This is a genomic window from Yinghuangia sp. YIM S09857 (genome assembly GCF_051388915.1).
Lineage (GTDB): Bacteria > Actinomycetota > Actinomycetes > Streptomycetales > Streptomycetaceae > Yinghuangia.
Window position 1 is genome coordinate 76,684 of the sequence record NZ_JBPKBH010000017.1, and the last position, 17,494, is coordinate 94,177.

Below are 17,494 nucleotides of genomic sequence, written 5' to 3' on the forward strand. Positions count from 1 at the left end.
CGCGGCGTCGTTTTGCGGCCGGGTTGGGCCGAACGGACGGCGTCTCATCAGTTTTTCCGACGCTCTTTGCGCGCGTTTACGCCCGTAGAAGTGCGTTTTGTGGTGTTTTGGATGCTTCCGTAACCCGTCGGGCCTCTTGCCCTTACGTGTCCGGCGTCACAGACTCAGTGTCCGCTCGGGGTTTCGGTGTCTGTCCGTCCGGTTTTGGAGACCTGTATGGCTGTGCGCCTCGAGTACGACGCCGCCGTGGCCCGGGGCAAACGCCCGTCGGCCGCGGCGACCGAGCCCGCGAGCGTGCCCGCTGCCGACCGCCCCGCCGAGTCCTCCGACGACGAGGAGCAGGCACCGGTCACGTCGGCGGTCAACATCGACGAACTGCTCGCGTACCCGCAACTGCTCAACCACCTGCCCACGCCGCTCGCCCGGGAGGCGGGCGACGCCCTGCTCGCCCGGCTCGCCACCCTGGAGCCGGGGACCGCCGAGCACAGCTACGTGCGGGGCCTGCTGGTCGAGCTCAACCTCCCGATGGTGCGGCACGCCGCGGGCCGCTACCGGCGCCGCGGCGAACCGGTCGAGGACATCGTGCAGGTGGGCACGATCGGCCTCATCAAGGCGATCGACCGCTATGAGGCGGACCGCGGAAGCAGCTTCATGGCGTACGCGATGCCGACCATCATCGGGGAGATCAAACGATTCTTCAGGGACACCTCGTGGTCCGTGCGGGTGCCCCGCCGCCTGCGCGAACTGCGCACCGAGCTGCTGCGCGCGACCGACGAGCTGACCGCCACCCTCGGCCGTACGCCCACCCCGCGCGAACTGGCCGAGCGCATCGGCATCACCGAGGAGGAGGTGGTCGAGGGCCTGGACGCGTGCACGGTCTACACGGCCACGTCGCTCGACGAGACCGCGTACGGCGACGCCGAGGGGCAGGAGACCGTCGGTGACCGACTCGGCGCCGAGGACCACGAGCTGGACCTCGTCGAATACCGCGAGGCGCTGCGCCCGCTGCTCGCCGAACTGCCGGGCCGCGAGCGCGCGATCCTCGTCATGCGCTTCTACGGCAACCTCACGCAGGCCCAGATCGGCGAGCGCGTCGGCATCTCGCAGATGCACGTCTCCCGGCTCCTGGCCCGCACGCTCGCTTCGCTGCGGGAGCGGTTGATGGTGCCGAGCTGATCGGTTCCGGAACCCGAAAGGGGCGGTGCGGCCCGCACGGTGGCCGCGCCGCCCCTTCGGCGTGCTGTGGATACTCCGTGCGCGACGCGCGGATGGTGCGTGGACGCCCGTGCGGAGGCGGACCTACCTTCCTGGCGCCGGACCGCACGACCGGCGCGCACCGCTCTTGCCGCGGGTCCGGCCGAAGCCGCTCTCATCCAAGCGTTCGGAAGGACAGACAATGGGCCTTTTCGGGAATCGGCCAGCGCAAGGCGACGGCCTCAGGAGCCGCCTTACTGCTGGCCGCCGGCGCGGCGGCCGCGCCGTCGCCCTTCGACGCCGAGGCCGAGTCCGCCGCGGGCACCATGTACGCGGCCGCCGGATCGGACAGCCGTGCCGGCACCTCGGCCGCCACCGCGTGGAGCACGCTCGGCAAGGTCTCCGGGGCCGCGCTCCAGCCCGGGGACACCGTGCTCTTCAAGCGCGGCCAGAAACGGAACGGCGATCTCGCGCTCTCCCGCAGCGGCAAGGCCGGGGCGCGGCTGACGGTCGGGGCGTACGGTACCGGCGCTCGCCCGGTCATCGGCGGCGGCGCCAACTGCGTGACGCTGACCGGCTCGTATTGGACCGTCCGGGACCTGCGGCTGATCGGCTGCGACCGGGCGGGCGTCCAGATCGAGAAGGGCCACCACAACACGCTCCTGGGCATCCGCGCGGACGGCAACGTCGTGGGCGTGTCCATCGCCGGACCCGCGCACCACAACACCGTGCGCGGGTCCGAGCTGATCGACAACAACAAGATGAGCGTGGACGACCCGGGCGGCGACGACGACTCGGGCGCGTTCGGGGTGCTGCTCAACGGCGACGACAACCTGATCACCGGCAACACGATCACCGGGAGGTACGCGACCAGCCACGACTACGGGTACGACGGTGCCGCGGTCGAGATCTACGACGGCGACCGCAACCGCGTCGAGTACAACGTCACGCGCGACAACGAAACGTCCACCGAACTGGGGCACGACACGGGGAAGACGGCGCACGGCAACGTGTTCGCGTACAACGTCGTCACCTCGGAGCACGAGCACGGCAGCTTCCTGGTCACGCGCGGCCCGGACACCGGCCTCGGCCCGGTACGCGGCACGCTCGTGCTGAACAACTCGGTGTACCTGCCGGGCGCCGGGTCGCAGGGGTGGGTGTGCCACGGCGGCTGCGACGCCGAGATCCTCAAGCTGCGCAACAACGTCATCGCGGTCGGCGGGAAGACGGGGTACGAGGACGGCGGCGCCGAGGACTCCGGCGTCTACGACGGCTCGCAGCACCAGTTCGACGCCGGACCCGACTCGGTCTTCGACGACCCGCGCTTCACGGGCCCGGACGACCTGCGGCCGCGGTCCGGCAGCCCGGCGATCGGGCGCGGCGAGCCGACCGGGTACACGAAGGACATCACGGGGGCGCCGGTCCCGGCGGAGGGTGCGACGGCCGGGGCGCACGAGTACCGGCCCTGAGCGGGCGTCAGTTGCCGCCCCTGGGCGGGTTGTCGGCCGTGAGTGGGGTCGTCAGCTCGCCGGGGCGGTGGCGCCGGCCGCGTCGTGGGCGGGGCGCGGTGCGGCGGGTGCCTTTGCCGCCTCCGTGTCCGGGCCCACGCCCGCCGCGGCCTCCGGCGCCGTCCTGCGGGCCGGGATCAGCAGCGTGACCAGGGTGGCGGCGACCGCGGCGGCGAAGCCGACCCACAGGCTCGTGCGGAAGCCGTCCAGCGACGGGATCACCCGGCCGCCGAGCGTCGCCGTCATGTTCGCCAGGATCATGCTGATCACCGCGGCCGAGCTCGACGTGCCGATCGAGCGCATCAGCGTGTTGAGCCCGGTCGCCGCGCCCGTCTGCCGTGCCGGGACGGCCTGCATGATGAGCGCCGGCATCGCGGAGTACGCGAGCGCGCAGCCGGCCGCCGACACCGAGGCCGCGACGACGATCTTCCACACCGCGTCCAGCATCACGATGGAAAGCAGGTAGCCGAGCGCGGTGACCGCGCTGCCGACCAGGAGGGACACCTTGGGGCCCTTGGCCGCCGACAGCTTCGCGGACAGCGGGGACACGAACATCATCACCAGGCCGGCCGGGGCCATCACGAGGCCGGTGACCACCATCGACTTGCCGAGGCCGAAGCCGGACTCCTCGGGCAGCATCAGGACCTGCGGGAAGACGAGGGACTGCGCGTACATCGCGAAGCCGATGACGATGGACGCGAGGTTGGTGAACAGCACCTGCGGCTTGGCGTTGACGCGCAGGTCGACCAGGGGCGCGGCGGTGCGCAGTTCGCCGAAGCCCCACAGCGGGAGGATGACCAGCGCGGCGAGAAAGAGTCCGAGCGTACGGCCGCTGCCCCAGCCCCAGTCGGCGCCCTTGGAGATGGCCAGCAGCAGGGACACCAGGCCCGCGGACAGGCCCAGCATGCCGACGAAGTCGAAGGGCGCGGGGGTGCGTACCGGCGACTCGGGGACCAGCAGGAGCACCAGCACGATGTCGATCGCGCCGAGGGCGGCGGCGCCCCAGAAGAGCATGTGCCAGTCGGCGTTCTGCGCGACCACCGCGGCGACCGGCAGGCCGACCGCGCCGCCGATGCCGAGCGTGGCGCTCATCAGCGCCACCGACGGGCCGAGCCGGGCGGGCGGCAGCTCGTCGCGCATCAGGCTCATGCCGAGCGCGATGACGCCGAACGACGCGCCCTGGAGGATACGGCCGGCGATCATCGGCAGGATCGAGTCGCTGAGCCCGCAGATCACCGAGCCGGTGGTGAGCATGCCGAGGCAGAGGGCGAGGATGCGGCGCTTGCCGTACATGTCGCCGAGGCGTCCCATCACCGGCGTGCACACCGCGCCGGAGAGCAGGGTCGCGGTGACCACCCAGGAGGCGTTGGAGGCCGAGGTGTCCAGGAGCCGGGGCAGTTCGGTGAGCAGCGGGACGACGAGCGTCTGCATCAGCGAGACGACGATGCCGCAGAACGCGAGCACCGTGACGATGACCCCGGGGCTGCGCCGTGTGTCGCCTCCGGGGCCCGCGGTGATCGCGTCTGCGGGTGGTGCGGTGTTCATGTGCCCTCCGAGGCTCCCCGCCCTGGAGCGGCGGGTGTGGTTCCGTATGCACGATACACATATTGTGTATCGTGCATACTTCGGGGGCGCCAAGAAGTGGGAAAATGCCCGGAACCTCGTGCGACGGACGGGCGTTCCGGCAGTAAGCGACCCGAGGGAGGACGACGTGCTGGACCACGTGCTGGCCCGCATCGAGCGTGAGTGCATGCTCCTGGCCCGGCATCAGGTGATGGTCAACCGCGATGTCGAGGGGCAGCCGCTCGAACGGTCGGCGTACCTGCTCATCAGCCGACTCGAAGCCGAGGGCCCGATGTCCATCGGCCAACTCGCGGACGCCTTCAAGCTCGACACCTCCACCGTGAACCGCCAGGTGGCCGCCCTCCTCCGCGGCGGCCTCGCGGAACGCATCGTGGACCCGGACGGCGGCCTCGCCCGCAAACTCCGCGCCACCGAGGAAGGCCGCCGCCGCCTCGCCGCCGACCGCGAACGCTACTGCCGCGGCATCGAACGCGTCCTCGGCGACTGGAGCCCCGAGGAACGCCGCGAACTCCTCGACGTCCTCACCCGCTTCAACCGCTCCATCGAATCCGCCCAAGCCAACCCCTGGCCCCGCCCCGACCTGACCGCCGGCGCCAGAACCGGCGACTGACACCTGCCCGTCCCGGCCCCCACCCCGTCAAGCGGGCCCCGCGGCCACCCGATCCTTGAACTCCCCGATGACCTCCGCCAGAGGCGACAGCGCTTGCGCGGGCGGTTGCCCGGTGTCGATGCCCACCACTTCGACCGTCACGGGGGTGCGCCCTCGCGCGCCGACCTTGAGCGTCCGCCGGGCTGGACCCGACGCATGCGGATGGACGATCACGGCCATGGGTGCGGACGGCGGCGTATATCCGGCGATGTACGTCAGCATCTGATGCAGCGGGGGCACCCGCGGATCGTAGGTCTCGTACAGGAAGTGCATGACCTCATGCGGACTCCAGCCCGCGAAGGCCTCCGAGTCCCGCACCTTGGCGAGCAGCCACCGATTCGCCTGCCAGGTCCGCGTCCCGGCCAGGGCCGCGCCGCTTCCGGGATCCAGGATGTCCGCGAACCTTCGCAGATGCTGCGCCGAGAAGATCGGCAGGAACCTGCCCGGGAAATAGAACGTCAGGGCCTTGGTGACCAGGGCCTGTCCGCAGGCGAGCGTTTCGAGGTCGTCCAGCGCCTCGAAGTCGTCCGCTTTGCAGGCCGCGAACGCGGAGACGAAGTCGTGTCGCACGCGGGCCCAGGCCTCGTCACGTCGACCTTCAGCAGCGGCGCGGGCCGACGCCAATCACCGCTGTGGTGCCGGTAGATGATGTGCTTGGCGGCGCTCCCGCCACGGATGCTGCCGAACGCGTGGGTGCCGCACTCCATGAGCCGACAGAAGTTGCGATTCGTCCCGGAAGCCGACCCCAGCGCATATTCGTCCAAGGTGAGCCGGGGCCAGTCCTCCATGGGGAAGGTGCTGTTCACCAACTCGCGCTCGGTCTCGACGTTGTCGAGGTATCCGATTATTGAACCGCGATCGAACTTCGCGGCGAGGCCAACCAAGTCTTCTGCTCCAGTCACCGGAGCATCCTTGCACGCGGACGTTGCTCCTCGCCCAAAAACCGCGCTATGTACGGGAGTTCGGGCTCACGGTGGGCGTTCGTACGATGGTCGGTGGCCGCGGTCCGCGCGCCCGGGACACTTCGGGACGCCGTTGTGCTGGTTGCAGTCCGACTGGACAGTGCTTCGGCTTTGAACCCCGACGTGGGCTAGTTGGTCTTCTCGTCCTTTGAGTCGTCTTCCGGGATGGGAGCCTCGTCCTGGTTCTTGCTGCCATTGGCGGCTTTGGACTCGGTGGCCTTGGCGTCGTCGGTGGTTGGTGGCTCTGGGGGGCTGGGCGGGGTGGACCCTTCTGCTTCGGCAGGTGCCGGTTCGTCCTTGGCGTCGGGTTCCCTCGGCCCGGCCGAGGCTGCGGCCGGGAGGGGCGAGAGCGGGGGAACTGCCGGTGGTTCAGGGGCGCTTGTGGGAGTGACTGGAGGAAGAGGCTCGTCGTCCCACTCTTCTTCCTCGTCGTCCCAGAGGTCGTCTTCCTCGGCTGCGGCGGCGGCGCGGGTGGCTCGGAAGCGGGCGGCGCCTACTACGGCGGCGCCGCCGAGGAGCATGGCCACGCCTGCGGTGAGGATGGCCGGTTCGTTGCCTGAGGCGCCGGTGTCGGCGAGGACCGGGGGCGGGTCGTCGTGCAGGGCGGGGACCGCGCGTACCGCGACGGGGGCCGCGATGGCGAGAGCGCCGGCCGCTATGGCGACGGCCGCTGCGCGGCGGAGCGTCTTGGATGACGAGTTCTGCTGCATGCAGTCGCTTTTCCGTCTCGATCGCCGAGTAACTGTCAGCGACCTTCCTAGCAGCCGAGCGTGCGGAACGGGGAGCCAGGTGGCCGTCGGCGGGCGGTCCGGAGGTTCGCGCGTGGTGGATTGCGGTGATGCGGATGACTTGCCCGGCGCGCGCTCCGTACGAGAAAGTGTCGGCCCCCACACCGGAGGTCACCCATGACCGACGACCGTGCCGCCGACGCCGGGAGTCCGTACGGCCAAGGCCCGGACCCTCGCAGGTATCCCGGGCGGGCGCCCGGGCCGGGTCCCGGGCCTGGATCGGGGCCGATTCCCCGGCCTGGACCAGGGCACATGCCGGGACGTGCGCCGGGGGGCGTTCCCGGCCAGGCTCCGGGGCAGGGACAGGGGCAGGTTCCGGGGCGTGCGCCGGGACAGGGGCCGGGGCGCGTTCCCCAGGCCGGCCCCGGGCGAGTGCCCCAGGCTGGGCAGGGACAGGGACAGGGACACGGACAGGGGCCGCGACCCGGGCATGGGCCGGGGGCGGGGCCAATGCCCGGGCAAGGGCCTGGTCCTGGGCAGGGTTATGGGCCTCGGCCGGGGTATGGGCCGCCTGTGGCCGGGCGGCCTGCCGGGTATGGGCCGCAGGGACCCGTGCCGGGTCGCGGGCCCGCGCGGCCGCCGGGGCCGGGGTATGGGCGCGGAGTCGGTTATGGCCCGGACGGCATGTCGGGAGGGCGCGTCACCGGTCCGCCGCCGCAGGCGGGGGAGGGGACGCGGGGCGGTACCGGCTCCATGCCGCGGGTCGGTTCGGCGAGACCCGCGGGGCCCGGGGTCGGGTACGGAGACGAGGCGTACGAAGGGACGTACGAAGACGACGCGTCCCATGACACGGCGCACCGCGATGCTACGCCGAGCGGAGGAAACCCCGCCCCGTCCGGAGGCCGGGACGGCGGCGACGGGAGCGGTCACAGCGGCCACGCGCACGGGCATGGGCACGGCCCGGCCATTCCCGCGTCCAAGCGGGTACGCCGCCTTCTGGTACTGATCCTGGTCCCGTTCGCGGCGGTCGTGGCGCTCGGGATGTTCGTGCTGTGGCCCGAGCACGATGCGAAGTCGCACCGCGCGGACCAGGGGCAGGTGGAGACGGCGTACGGCGAAGTGGTGTCGACCGTGGCCGTGTCGTGCGACCCGGCGGTGTCGGGGGCGGACGGCTCCGGGCCGCCCGCGGTGCCGCCTACGGGGACGGCGCCGGAGGGCGCTCCGGCGTCGGATGGTGCTGTGCCGCCCGGCAGTTCGGTCTCGCCGGACGGTGCGGTGCCGCCGGAGAATGCCGCGCCCAACGCGGCGCCCAGTGCTCCGTCGGACGCCGATCGCAGTTGTACGTCCGTCTCCGTCGACGTCACCAAAGGCCCGGGCCGCGGTACGACTGTCCGTCAACTCATCAGCCCCGGTGCCGGGTTGGCGGGTCTCAAGGTCGGCGACGAGGTCGTGCTCGACTACGCCGGCGATGCCCCGCCCGAGGCACAGTGGACCATCGTCGACTTCCAGCGCGACAAGCCGATGCTGTGGCTCGCCGCCATCTTCGCCGTAGCGGTGGTCGCCATAGGGCGGTTGCGCGGCCTGATGGCGCTCGTCGGCCTCGCCGGGAGCTTCGCCGTGCTGGTGTGGTTCGTCCTTCCCGCGATACTGCAAGGGAGTTCGCCGCTCCCGGTGGCCGTGGTCGGGGCGTCCGCGATCATGTTGGTGACGCTGTATCTGTGCCACGGGTTCAGCGCGCGAACATCCATCGCCGTACTCGGAACCTTGGTCAGTCTGGCCCTGATCGGCGTGCTCGGCGAGGTGTTCATCGGGCTGACGCGGCTGACCGGGATGGCCTCGGAAGAGGCGTCGATGGTCCGCGCGCTGCATTCGGAAGTCGACGTGCGCGGCCTGCTGCTCGCCGGTGTGGTCATCGGATCCCTGGGCGTACTCGACGATGTGACGGTGACTCAGACCTCGGCGGTGTGGGAGCTGAAGCACGCCAACCCGGCGCTGCGGGCGCGCGACCTCTACCGGGCGGGCGTGCGCATCGGGCGCGACCACATCGCCTCGACCGTCAACACGCTGGTGCTCGCGTACGCCGGTGCCTCGTTGCCCCTGCTCCTGCTCTTCTCCGGCTCCGACATGTCCGCCCAGGGCGTGGCGACGAGCGAGATCGTCGCGGAGGAAGTGGTACGCACGCTCGTCGGCAGCATCGGTCTCGTCGCATCCGTCCCGGTGACCACGGCACTTGCCGCGTTCGTCGCGTCCCGCGAACCGGCGGCTGCGGCGTCCGGCCACCACGGGCACGCCGCGCCGAAGGGTCGCCGCCGCAAGCAGGGGGCGTCCGCCTGACGTCGGCCGAGGGGTCAGGGCAGGGCTCCGGCACGTGGCCTGACGAGCCGTCACAAGATCGAACCCACGCCGTCCTGTCAATCCGGAAACCGAACCGAGCGATGAAATTTTCACAGCCGTAACACGGCGTCGAAAGGCTGTCCGTGCGGGGGCGATTCGCGGGCGCGGATTCCGGAGTCGCGCGACCGGACGAAAGGACCGCGATGGGTGTGACGGCAACGCAGGCCGCTCCGGGGTGGGAACGCCAAATCCAGGACGTACCGGCCGCGTTGGCGGTGTCGGGCGGCCTGTGCGTGGTCGCCTGCCAGAGCGGCCCCGCGCACCTGCTGGACGCGGCCACAGGGCAGTTGCTCGCCCGCATCGTCCTGCCGGGCGGTGCACGGCGCGTACGCTTCTCGCCCGACGGCAGCGTGGTGGCCCTCGCGGGCCCGCGCGGGTACGCCCTGTGGCGCGTCGCCGACGGCGCGGTCATGACGCGTACCACCGACGCCCCGGCGCACTTCGCGTGGTCTGACGAGAACCTGTGCGCGGTCGCCTGCGGCGGAACGGTGCGCATCTTCGAGGCCGACCGCGGGCTGGAACAGTGGCGGCCGGTCGACGGTCAGGTCACCGTAGACGACGTCGCGTGGTTCGACCGGGGCAACACGGTCGCGGTGGCGGTCGGCGGCGAGGTGCACGCGTTCTCGCCGCGCGGCCGTGTCGCGGCGTGGTCGTACCCGGCGCCGGTACGGGTGCTCGCGGGCGGCACCGACGGCGCGTGGCTGTGCGCGGCGGGCGACGGCCCCGGCGTCTACATCCGCGGCATCGGCGGCACCCACGAGGACCTTCCGACGTCCGGGCCGGGCCTGATCGACGGGCTGTGCGTCGACGGCACGGGGCAGTGGCTGGCCGCCGAGGTGGACGCCGGGCTGACGGTCTGGGACCTCGCGGCCCGCGGAGGCCGCGTACGCCCGCGCCCGCGACGCCTGGAGGCGCGCGTCGCCATGGGCGCGTCGGCGTGGCGTCCCGCGCGAGGTGCCGTCGTCGCCACGGGCGGGCTCGACGGGACGCTGTCGATGTGGGACGTACGAGCGGGCTCGGCACGGCGTACCGCGACGCCGGTGGCCCGCCGCCTCGCCGCGGCCCCGGTGACGGCCCTCGCATGGCTGCGGCCGGACGTCCTGATCCACGCCGACCGCTCGGGCCGCGTGACCGCGCAGCATCTCCCCGAACTCACAGCAAAGTGACGCAAACAGTGCCCACTGCCGTCTCCGGCGCCCCGCTTGGCCCCCTTGGCCCGCTTGGCTCCCTTGGCTCTCTTGGCTCCCTTGGCCCGCTTGGCTCCTTTGGCCCGCTTAGCTCCCTTGGCCCCCCGGCCCCTGCGGCACCCCGCTTAGCCTGCTCAACTCGCTCAGCCTGCTCAACCCGCTCAACTCGCTCAACCCACTCAACCTGCTCAACCCCCTTGGTCTGTTTGGCCCGCTTGGTTCGTTTGGCCCCGGCCCCCGGCCCCCGGCCCCAGGCCCCTTGGCCCCTTGGCTTCTTTGGCCAACTTCGCTCCCTTCACCCCTGACTCCCTTGGTCGCGTGCCACCTGCCGCTTCCCGCCTGCCGCGGTCACCGAACTCGTCACCGGTCTGGTGGAGCGGCCGCGCGGCGTCGGGCCTGGCAGCGCGTGAAAAGGTCCCGCGGGCCGACGGGCTACTGCGGCTCCGGATCGATCGGGCTGTGTCGACGTTGTCGGTGGCGCGTCCGATAAACCGTTTCGCGACGTTCAGTCCCCGGAATGTGACACTGAGTCAAATCCTTGGCCCAAGTGCGCGATTCGCTCGCGTGCCGTTTCTGTCCCCGAACGGGCGGGGGACGACTTTCCTGTCCGATCCGGATGACCTCCGCCACGGCGCGCCCCCGGTTGCGTCCGGTAAGTTGCCTAGGCAATGTGACGGTGGGTCAGATCCGCTCGGCCCCCCGCGGTCCGCGTGGCGTGCCGTACCGCCCGAAGCGGCGGCGGTCGCGGTGGCGAAAAGATGAGGTGGGCGATGTTCGGCAGGAAGAAGGCGGCCTCGGTGGCCAAGGCGGCCGACGGCACGGGCAAGGACGTCGCGGCCCTGGTGCTGCGCGCCACCCTCGGCCCGATGCTCTTCGCACACGGCTACAACAAGGTGGCCGGCCCCGGTGGCCTCAAGGGCACCACCGGGTGGTTCGAGGCCCTCGGTCTGAAGCCGGCCGAGGTGCACGCCAAGATGGCCGCCGGAACGGAGATGGCCGCCGGTGTCGGCCTCACCCTCGGCGTCGCGAACCCGCTGCCCGCGGCGGCGACCGTCGGCCTGATGTCCGTGGCGGCGCGTACCGACCACCGCGGCAAGGGCTACTTCGTCTTCAAGGGCGGCTGGGAGTACTGCGCGGTCGTCGGCGGCGCCGCGGTCGCGCTCGCGGGCCTCGGCAACGGCAAGTACTCGGTCGACCGCCTCTTCGGCCGCGAGTCGTCCGGCGCCAAGCCCGCGCTCGTCGCCGCGGGCCTCGGCGTCGCCAACGCCGCGCTGCTGCTGAAGCTCTGCTACAAGCCCGAGCAGAAGGACGAGAAGCCGGACGAGACGGTCTGACGCGTCCGCAATTCCGCACGCGGGGGGGGGGGGGGGGGGGGGGGGGGGGGGGGGGGGGGGNGTCGCCAACGCCGCGCTGCTGCTGAAGCTCTGCTACAAGCCCGAGCAGAAGGACGAGAAGCCGGACGAGACGGTCTGACGCGTCCGCAATTCCGCACGCGGGGGCGGCGCCCGCCGGTCGAACCACTCGAACCGGCAGGCGCCGCCCCCGTTGTCCGTTCGGGCGACTACGTTAAGAGCCACACGAAGTCGCCCGGTCGGACGGACCGCCGTCCGCGGCCCGGGCCGACCGCCGTACCAATGCGTGGAGGTTGTGCTGTGCAGACGTTGCCCGAGTCGTGGCGCCCGGTGCTCGCGGAGGAACTGACCGCGGACTACTACGCCGCGCTCACCGCGTTCGTCGACGCCGAGCGCGCGGCACACCAGGTCTTTCCGCCCGAGGGCGAGGTGTTCTCCGCCCTGGAGGCGACCGCCTACGACGACGTGAAGGTCCTCATCGTCGGGCAGGACCCGTACCACGACGACAACCAGGCGCACGGCATGTGCTTCTCGGTGCGGCCGGGGATCAAGATCCCGCCGTCGCTCCGCAACATCTACAAGGAGTTGGGCACCGACCTGGGCCTGACCGTCCCGGACAACGGCTACCTGATGCCGTGGGCCGAGCAGGGCGTGCTGCTGCTCAACACGGTGCTGACGGTGCGCGCCCACGAGGCCGCGTCGCACAAGGCCCAGGGCTGGGAGCGCTTCACCGACGCCGTCATCAAGTCGGTCAACGACCGTGAGAAGCCCGTGGTGTTCGTGCTGTGGGGCGCGCACGCGCGCAAGAAGGCCGCGCTGATCGACACCGGGCGCCACGTGATCGTCGAGGGCGCGCACCCGTCGCCGCTGTCCGCGAAGAAGTTCTTCGGCAGCAAGCCGTTCTCGCAGATCGACGCGGCGCTGGAGAAGATGGGCCACGACAAGATCGACTGGCAGATCCCGAACCTCGCCTGACGGCAGGCCCGTTCGCCCCTCCGCAGCCCGATGGCCGCAATCCGTCGGCCGCAGCCGGATGGCCGCAATCCGATTGCCGCTGTTCGACTGCGGCAATCCGATTGTCGCAGCCCCGCACATCGGCGCTCGGGCGCCGATTCGGTCATCTTCGGTCGCGGAGGGGCGTTCCCCGCGGCGGCATCCCTCCTCCCAAGGCCGTGTGCCGCCGCGGACGATCGACTTCCCACCAATTTCGGAGAACGACGGAAAACCGTCTTGTCGCGCCGAAACGCCACGCCACCCTGTGCCAAGCTGTGTTGCCCAATCGGCAGCGTTAGCGCACATCACTGGCGGTCCCCGTGGCATCTCCCGTGGCAACCCCCGTCGTTCGGTCGTACGCGCCCCTCGACCTGACCACGGGCTACGTCGCACACCGAGCCCTGCGCGAGGAGCTGGCGCGCCTGACCGTCGCCACGCGCGAGGTCAATCCCGCCGACATCCGCCAATCCCGGGCCGTCGAGGACCACTTGGCCCTGGTGCTGCGCTTTCTGGCCGCGCACCACCGCGAAGAGGACGCGTTCGTCTACCCGCGCGTGCGTGCCCGCGTGCGAGTGCCCGCCGCGGGACGGGTGTTCGTCGCGCTGGAGGGTGACCACGACTCGCTCGACACCCTCATGCGCCGTGCCGGGGACGCGCGGGTCCCGCTGCGTGAGCGGTCCCCGGTCGTCGGCCGACTGCACGATCTGGTGGCCCGTCACACCTACCAGGAGGAACGCGAGATGTTCCCCCTGATGCGCCGTCACGTCGGCAACCACGAGCAACGCCGCCTGCTGCGCCGTACGTTGCGCGCCTGGGGCCGTGACATGCCCGCGTTCGTCGCCCTGTACCTCCACCACGCCGACCCGGTCGAACGCATCCGCATCCTGCGGGTGGCGCCGACCGGGGCGGGCGTGATGTGGCGTGTCGCGTGGCGGCGGGGGTACGTGCGGCGCCGCGTCGAGGCGTACGGCACGGCGTAGCGCGTACCCGCTCCGCCGGAGAACTCCCCGACGCGGCCGGGCCCGACCCGACCCGGCCGATCGCCGCCCGGTCGGGCGTCCCGCCTCAGGCCGGAATGATCCGAACCGGCATGTCCTTCACGCCGTTGAGGAAGTTCGATCGCATCCGCCGCGCCGGGCCGGTGAGTTCGACGCGTTCGATCTTCCGGGCCAGCGTCTTGAACATGATCTCCAGCTCAAGCTTGGCCAGGTGCCGTCCGAGGCAGAAGTGCGGGCCGCCGCCGCCGAATCCGAGCATCGGGTTGGGGTCGCGACCGATGTCGAACGTGTACGGGTCGGCGAAGACGTCCTCGTCCCGGTTCGCCGAGCTGTAGTACACGATCACCTTGTCGCCGACCGCGATCTTCTGCCCGCCGAGCTCCGTGTCCTGCACGGCGGTTCGCCGGAAGGCGTTGACCGGGGAGACCCACCGTACGATCTCGTCCGCGGCTGTTGCGGCCATGCCCTCCGGGTCCTCGCGCAACCGTGCCCACTGCTCCGGGTGTTCGATGAGCGCCAGCATCCCGCCGGATATCGCGTTGCGGGTGGTCTCGTTCCCGGCGACCGCGAGCAGCATGAAGAACAGGTCGAACTCCAGCGCGGTGAGCTCGTTTCCGTCCCGGTCGGGCTGGACGAGCTTGGAGACGATGTCGTCGACCGGGCAGGCGCGCTTCTCGGCGCCGAGCTGGTCTGCGTACTGGAACATCTCCAACTGAATCGCCTGGCCGGCCTCCAGGCCTTCGCCCAGGTCCGGGTCCTCCGCGCCCACGAGCTTGTTGGACCAGTGGAACAACTGGTGCCGGTGCTCCTGCGGGACGCCCATCAGGTCGGCGATCACCACGAGCGGCAGTTCGGCGGAGGCCATCGTGACGAAGTCGCCCTCGCCCTGCGCGACCGCCTCGTCGACGATGCGCTCGCACGCCTCCTCGACCTTGCCCTCCAGCGTGAGGGTGGTGCGCGGCGTGAAGCCGCGGTTGACGATGTTGCGCAGCCGGGAGTGCTCCGGCGGGTCCATGTTGAGCATCATCAGGCGCTGCGTGTCGAGCGCGTCGCCCACCGGTTCCGGCAGCAGCGACAGCCGTTCGTGGGACGAGTAGATCTCGGGGTTGCGGGACACCGTCACGACGTCGGCGTGCCGCGTCACCGCCCAGAAGCCCGCGGGGACTTCGGGGTCGGGGTGGCGGTGGACCGGCGAGTCGCGGCGCAGGGCCGCGAACGCGGCGTGCGGGATGCCGTCCTCGTAGGCGTCGGCGGAGTAGACGTCGAGGTCGGCGACGTCGGGGCTGGCGGGTGCGGGGTGGGGCACGGCGGACCTCTCAGGACGGAAAAGGTACGGGCGGTGCGCGGGACGTACGGCCGCGGGACGTACGCGGTGGAGCGGTGCCCCGGAGCATGCCACGGGCCCTGCGCACGGGGAAGACAGATTCCCTGACGGTCCGGGCGTACGGGTGATCTGTCCGGGACACGCCGTCGGCGGGGGCGCCGGATCCGTGGCAAAAGATGACGCTTTGCTACTTTATAGACACTTTCGGTAGTCGTGTCGATGCTGTGCCGCGAGCGCCACAAGCGCCTCAGGCATGGGTCAAGCCACAACATCCCCGGTCGCGGCAAAGCGTGCCGTCCCCAGCGCTTCCCCTGCGCCCTTTCGAGGAGTCCCCATGGCTTTGAACATCTCCACCGTCGTCCTACTCGGCGTTGTCATGTTCCTCTTCATCCGCAAGGGCGGCATGAAGGTCTGGCACGCGATCGTCTGCGCCCTGCTCGGCTTCTACCTGGCCGGCACCGCCATCGCGCCGAGCATCCGGACGAGCGGAAACAGCGTCGCGAACCTCCTCGGCAACCTCAACTTCTGAGGCGGCTCCCGAGCGTCCACGCCCAAGGCCGCCCGCAGAGCGGCCGATCCCTGAAGTCCCCGTCACACCACCAGGCGCAGCCGCTTCGCGGCGGTGCCGACGTCCACCCGCTCCCCCCACGACAGGACGAGGCGGTCCGCCTCGATCCCGTCGCCGAAGGCCACCAGGCCCTCGGACTCGACGGTCAGCGACAGCGTCGCCGACCCGTCCAGCGTGCCGTGGACCAGATCGGTTCCGGTGGTGGGGGAGGCCCACGCCTCGCGCACGAACCACGACAGCTGCTCCTGCGTGGGCGTGGGCAGCGCTGGGGCGTCCGGGCGTTCGCGGCGCACCGAGCCGCACCACCCGGTGGATCCCGTTCCGGTGCCGACCAACACCCCTGAGGATGCCTGCCGTTCGGAGCGTCCGTCCGGGGTGGTGACCCGGTACCGCGCGGTCTGGTGCGTCGGGTGGCCGAAGAACACCTCGTTGAGCGCGGTGAGCGAACGCCCGTCGTCCGTACGGGCCTCCGCCATCGTGCGCAACTCGCACCGCGCGCGGCCGGCTTCCACCGCAGGGAACAGCCAAGTGCAGTCCTCGGCCTGATGCCGGGTCAGCAGTCCCTCGCCGCCCGGATCGGCCTTGACCCCGATGACCGGCTGCCCGTCGAGGTACTTGGCGACGTTGGCCACCAGGCCGTCCTGGCCGACGACCACGACGACGTCGTGCTCGTCGAAGAGGAAGCGGTCCAGGTCGGCGCGTTCCACGGTGCCGCGGCGCCAGTGCGCGGGCACCAGGGCGCCGGCCTGGGCCAGCGCGTCCTGGACGACGTTCGCCCCCTTCTCCAGGCTGGACGAGCTCAGGCCCTTGTTCTTGAGGAAAAACCGCCCCTGGTTGACCGTGCCGTGCCGGTTGATCAGGTCCTGGAGTGCGGATTGGCGGTGCACGAACACCGCCCGCGGCACTTGGGCCATCAGGTGTGGTCCTGCACGATCGGACCCTGCGGACCCTGCCCGCCCCCCGGTCGGCCCCGAGCGCCCCTCGGGCCTTGCGGGCCACGGGGGTTCGGGGCGTTCAGCGCGGGCGTGCCCCCGTCGGGGCCGGACGGCGGACGCACCTCGCCGAGCCGGGCCAGCGCCCCGCTGAGCAGGTCGGGCGTGATGTTGAGCGTCCCGATGTCCGGGAACCGCTCGGCGAGTTCCTGGGCCGCGAGGGCGAGCAGCACCGCCGGGTCGGCGTTCGCGTACGCCGCCACATGAGCGGCATGCGCCTCCGCCTCCGCGGCGCCGAGCATGCGCCGGTTCTCCGCCGCCGTCGCGGCGGCCAGCCGGTCGCGTTCGGCGCGGGCCTCGGACTCGATGCGCGCCGCGGCCGCCGCCTCCTCCGCGCGCCGCCGGTCGTTCAGGCCCTTCCGCTCGACCAACTGCTCCTCGCGTCGGGCCAGTTCGATCTGGTTCTGCAACTCGTTCTCGGCGATGGCCCGTTCGCGCTCGACGGCGAGCGCCCGACGCTCGAACCCGGCGGCGTCCGCGGCCTGTTGCACCCGCTCGCGGGCCGGGGCCTGAAGCGCCCGCTCCAGATCGGCGTCGGGGCGGATGGAGGTGATGCGCACGCCGAGAACGGACACCCCCGAGTCGCTGAGCCGCGCGTCCTCGGACAGCCCGGCGGCCACGCGCGTGCGCACCTCGGTCAGCCCGCGCGTCACCGCCTCCGTCAGGTCGAGCGCGGCGAGCGTGTCGACCGCGTGCTGCTGCGCGCTCTCGGTGAGCAGGGACGCGAGCTGGTCGAGCGGCGTGGACCGCCACTGCCCGGAGGAGGGGTCGACGCCGAAGTCCAGCCGGGTGGCGGCGACTCCCGGGTCGGTGATGCGGTACGTCACGGTGCCCTGCACGGTCGCGTCCTGGAAGTCGCGCGTGCGCACGTGGAACAACACGGGCAGCTCGCGGTCGTCGATCGGCACCTCGCTGAGCGCCGCGGTCAGCGGCCGGAACCAGAACGCGAGGCCGGGCCCTTCGTGGACGACGGCGCCGCTGCGCTGGTGGCGCACCCATTGGACCGGATCGGCGCGCAGGTGGCTGACGAACGGGCGACGCTGGATGTGGACCATCGGAAC

The 17,494-nt window shown here is 71.5% G+C and carries 15 protein-coding genes; 9 read left to right on the top strand and 6 right to left on the bottom strand.

The window, feature by feature from the left end; all coding sequences use genetic code 11:
• Positions 1-216: 216 nt before the first annotated feature.
• Positions 217-1,176 carry an RNA polymerase sigma factor SigF gene (locus tag ACRX5S_RS29680; protein WP_436776228.1) on the top strand — a complete coding sequence of 320 codons (960 nt, stop codon included), beginning with the start codon at positions 217-219 and terminating at the stop codon, positions 1,174-1,176.
• Positions 1,177-1,520: 344 nt separating this feature from the next.
• Positions 1,521-2,663, top strand: coding sequence for a NosD domain-containing protein (locus ACRX5S_RS29685; protein WP_436776229.1), 1,143 nt, complete (start codon positions 1,521-1,523; stop codon positions 2,661-2,663).
• 51 nt (positions 2,664-2,714) lie between these two features.
• Here the strand turns inward: ACRX5S_RS29685 and ACRX5S_RS29690 are convergent, their stop codons facing one another.
• On the bottom strand, positions 2,715-4,247 hold the full coding sequence (locus ACRX5S_RS29690) for an MFS transporter (protein WP_436776230.1): 1,533 nt from the start codon (positions 4,245-4,247) through the stop codon (positions 2,715-2,717).
• Positions 4,248-4,416: 169 nt separating this feature from the next.
• Here ACRX5S_RS29690 and ACRX5S_RS29695 point away from each other — a divergent pair, with 169 nt between their 5' ends.
• A complete protein-coding gene (locus ACRX5S_RS29695) occupies positions 4,417-4,896 on the top strand; it encodes a MarR family winged helix-turn-helix transcriptional regulator (protein WP_436776319.1) in 480 nt (159 codons plus the stop codon).
• A 27-nt stretch (positions 4,897-4,923) separates the two neighbouring features.
• Here ACRX5S_RS29695 and ACRX5S_RS29700 read toward each other — a convergent pair whose 3' ends face one another.
• Positions 4,924-5,559 carry a hypothetical protein gene (locus tag ACRX5S_RS29700; RefSeq protein ID WP_436776231.1) on the bottom strand — a complete coding sequence of 212 codons (636 nt, stop codon included), beginning with the start codon at positions 5,557-5,559 and terminating at the stop codon, positions 4,924-4,926.
• 466 nt (positions 5,560-6,025) lie between these two features.
• A complete protein-coding gene (locus tag ACRX5S_RS29705; protein ID WP_436776232.1) occupies positions 6,026-6,607 on the bottom strand; it encodes a hypothetical protein in 582 nt (193 codons plus the stop codon).
• A gap of 771 nt (positions 6,608-7,378) precedes the next feature.
• Between ACRX5S_RS29705 and ACRX5S_RS29710 the strand changes: the two genes are divergently transcribed.
• The 5 genes from ACRX5S_RS29710 to ACRX5S_RS29730 all read left to right on the top strand — a co-directional run bounded on the left by ACRX5S_RS29710 (position 7,379) and on the right by ACRX5S_RS29730 (position 13,531).
• On the top strand, positions 7,379-8,959 hold the full coding sequence (locus ACRX5S_RS29710; RefSeq protein ID WP_436776233.1) for a YibE/F family protein: 1,581 nt from the start codon (positions 7,379-7,381) through the stop codon (positions 8,957-8,959).
• Between the two features lie 203 nt (positions 8,960-9,162).
• Positions 9,163-10,185, top strand: a complete 1,023-nt coding sequence (locus tag ACRX5S_RS29715) for a WD40 repeat domain-containing protein (protein ID WP_436776234.1) — start codon at positions 9,163-9,165, stop codon at positions 10,183-10,185.
• 791 nt (positions 10,186-10,976) lie between these two features.
• Positions 10,977-11,540 carry a DoxX family protein gene (locus ACRX5S_RS29720; RefSeq protein ID WP_436776235.1) on the top strand — a complete coding sequence of 188 codons (564 nt, stop codon included), beginning with the start codon at positions 10,977-10,979 and terminating at the stop codon, positions 11,538-11,540.
• A gap of 300 nt (positions 11,541-11,840) precedes the next feature.
• On the top strand, positions 11,841-12,533 hold the full coding sequence (gene ung / locus ACRX5S_RS29725; RefSeq protein WP_436776236.1) for a uracil-DNA glycosylase: 693 nt from the start codon (positions 11,841-11,843) through the stop codon (positions 12,531-12,533).
• 350 nt (positions 12,534-12,883) lie between these two features.
• Entirely contained in the window at positions 12,884-13,531 is a 648-nt protein-coding gene (locus tag ACRX5S_RS29730) for a hemerythrin domain-containing protein (RefSeq protein WP_436776237.1), read from the top strand.
• An 85-nt stretch (positions 13,532-13,616) separates the two neighbouring features.
• Here ACRX5S_RS29730 and ACRX5S_RS29735 read toward each other — a convergent pair whose 3' ends face one another.
• Positions 13,617-14,855, bottom strand: coding sequence for a cytochrome P450 (locus tag ACRX5S_RS29735; protein WP_436776238.1), 1,239 nt, complete (start codon positions 14,853-14,855; stop codon positions 13,617-13,619).
• Positions 14,856-15,207: 352 nt separating this feature from the next.
• Between ACRX5S_RS29735 and ACRX5S_RS29740 the strand changes: the two genes are divergently transcribed.
• Positions 15,208-15,402 carry a DUF2304 domain-containing protein gene (locus ACRX5S_RS29740; protein WP_436776239.1) on the top strand — a complete coding sequence of 65 codons (195 nt, stop codon included), beginning with the start codon at positions 15,208-15,210 and terminating at the stop codon, positions 15,400-15,402.
• Between the two features lie 62 nt (positions 15,403-15,464).
• Here ACRX5S_RS29740 and ACRX5S_RS29745 read toward each other — a convergent pair whose 3' ends face one another.
• The gene (locus tag ACRX5S_RS29745) at positions 15,465-16,355 is read right to left on the bottom strand and encodes a hypothetical protein (protein ID WP_436776240.1); all 891 of its coding nucleotides are present in this window, start codon (positions 16,353-16,355) and stop codon (positions 15,465-15,467) included.
• Complete coding sequence (locus ACRX5S_RS29750; RefSeq protein ID WP_436776241.1) at positions 16,355-17,488, bottom strand: SPFH domain-containing protein; 1,134 nt, start codon at positions 17,486-17,488, stop codon at positions 16,355-16,357. Before ACRX5S_RS29750 ends, ACRX5S_RS29745 begins: the two co-directional genes overlap by 1 nt.
• Positions 17,489-17,494 lie beyond the last annotated feature (6 nt).

What these genes read in the sequence shown, in the direction of transcription:
- ACRX5S_RS29705 (WP_436776232.1), bottom strand. Translation starts at nt 6,607, where the DNA reads ATGCAGCAGAACTCGTCATCCAAGACGCTCCGCCGCGCAGCGGCCGTC.
- ACRX5S_RS29715 (WP_436776234.1), top strand. Translation starts at nt 9,163, where the DNA reads ATGGGTGTGACGGCAACGCAGGCCGCTCCGGGGTGGGAACGCCAAATC.
- ACRX5S_RS29690 (WP_436776230.1), bottom strand. Translation starts at nt 4,247, where the DNA reads ATGAACACCGCACCACCCGCAGACGCGATCACCGCGGGCCCCGGAGGC.
- ACRX5S_RS29685 (WP_436776229.1), top strand. Translation starts at nt 1,521, where the DNA reads ATGTACGCGGCCGCCGGATCGGACAGCCGTGCCGGCACCTCGGCCGCC.
- ACRX5S_RS29720 (WP_436776235.1), top strand. Translation starts at nt 10,977, where the DNA reads ATGTTCGGCAGGAAGAAGGCGGCCTCGGTGGCCAAGGCGGCCGACGGC.
- ACRX5S_RS29680 (WP_436776228.1), top strand. Translation starts at nt 217, where the DNA reads ATGGCTGTGCGCCTCGAGTACGACGCCGCCGTGGCCCGGGGCAAACGC.
- ACRX5S_RS29710 (WP_436776233.1), top strand. Translation starts at nt 7,379, where the DNA reads ATGCCGCGGGTCGGTTCGGCGAGACCCGCGGGGCCCGGGGTCGGGTAC.
- ACRX5S_RS29740 (WP_436776239.1), top strand. Translation starts at nt 15,208, where the DNA reads ATGGCTTTGAACATCTCCACCGTCGTCCTACTCGGCGTTGTCATGTTC.
- ung (WP_436776236.1), top strand. Translation starts at nt 11,841, where the DNA reads ATGCGTGGAGGTTGTGCTGTGCAGACGTTGCCCGAGTCGTGGCGCCCG.
- ACRX5S_RS29750 (WP_436776241.1), bottom strand. Translation starts at nt 17,488, where the DNA reads ATGGTCCACATCCAGCGTCGCCCGTTCGTCAGCCACCTGCGCGCCGAT.
- ACRX5S_RS29745 (WP_436776240.1), bottom strand. Translation starts at nt 16,355, where the DNA reads ATGGCCCAAGTGCCGCGGGCGGTGTTCGTGCACCGCCAATCCGCACTC.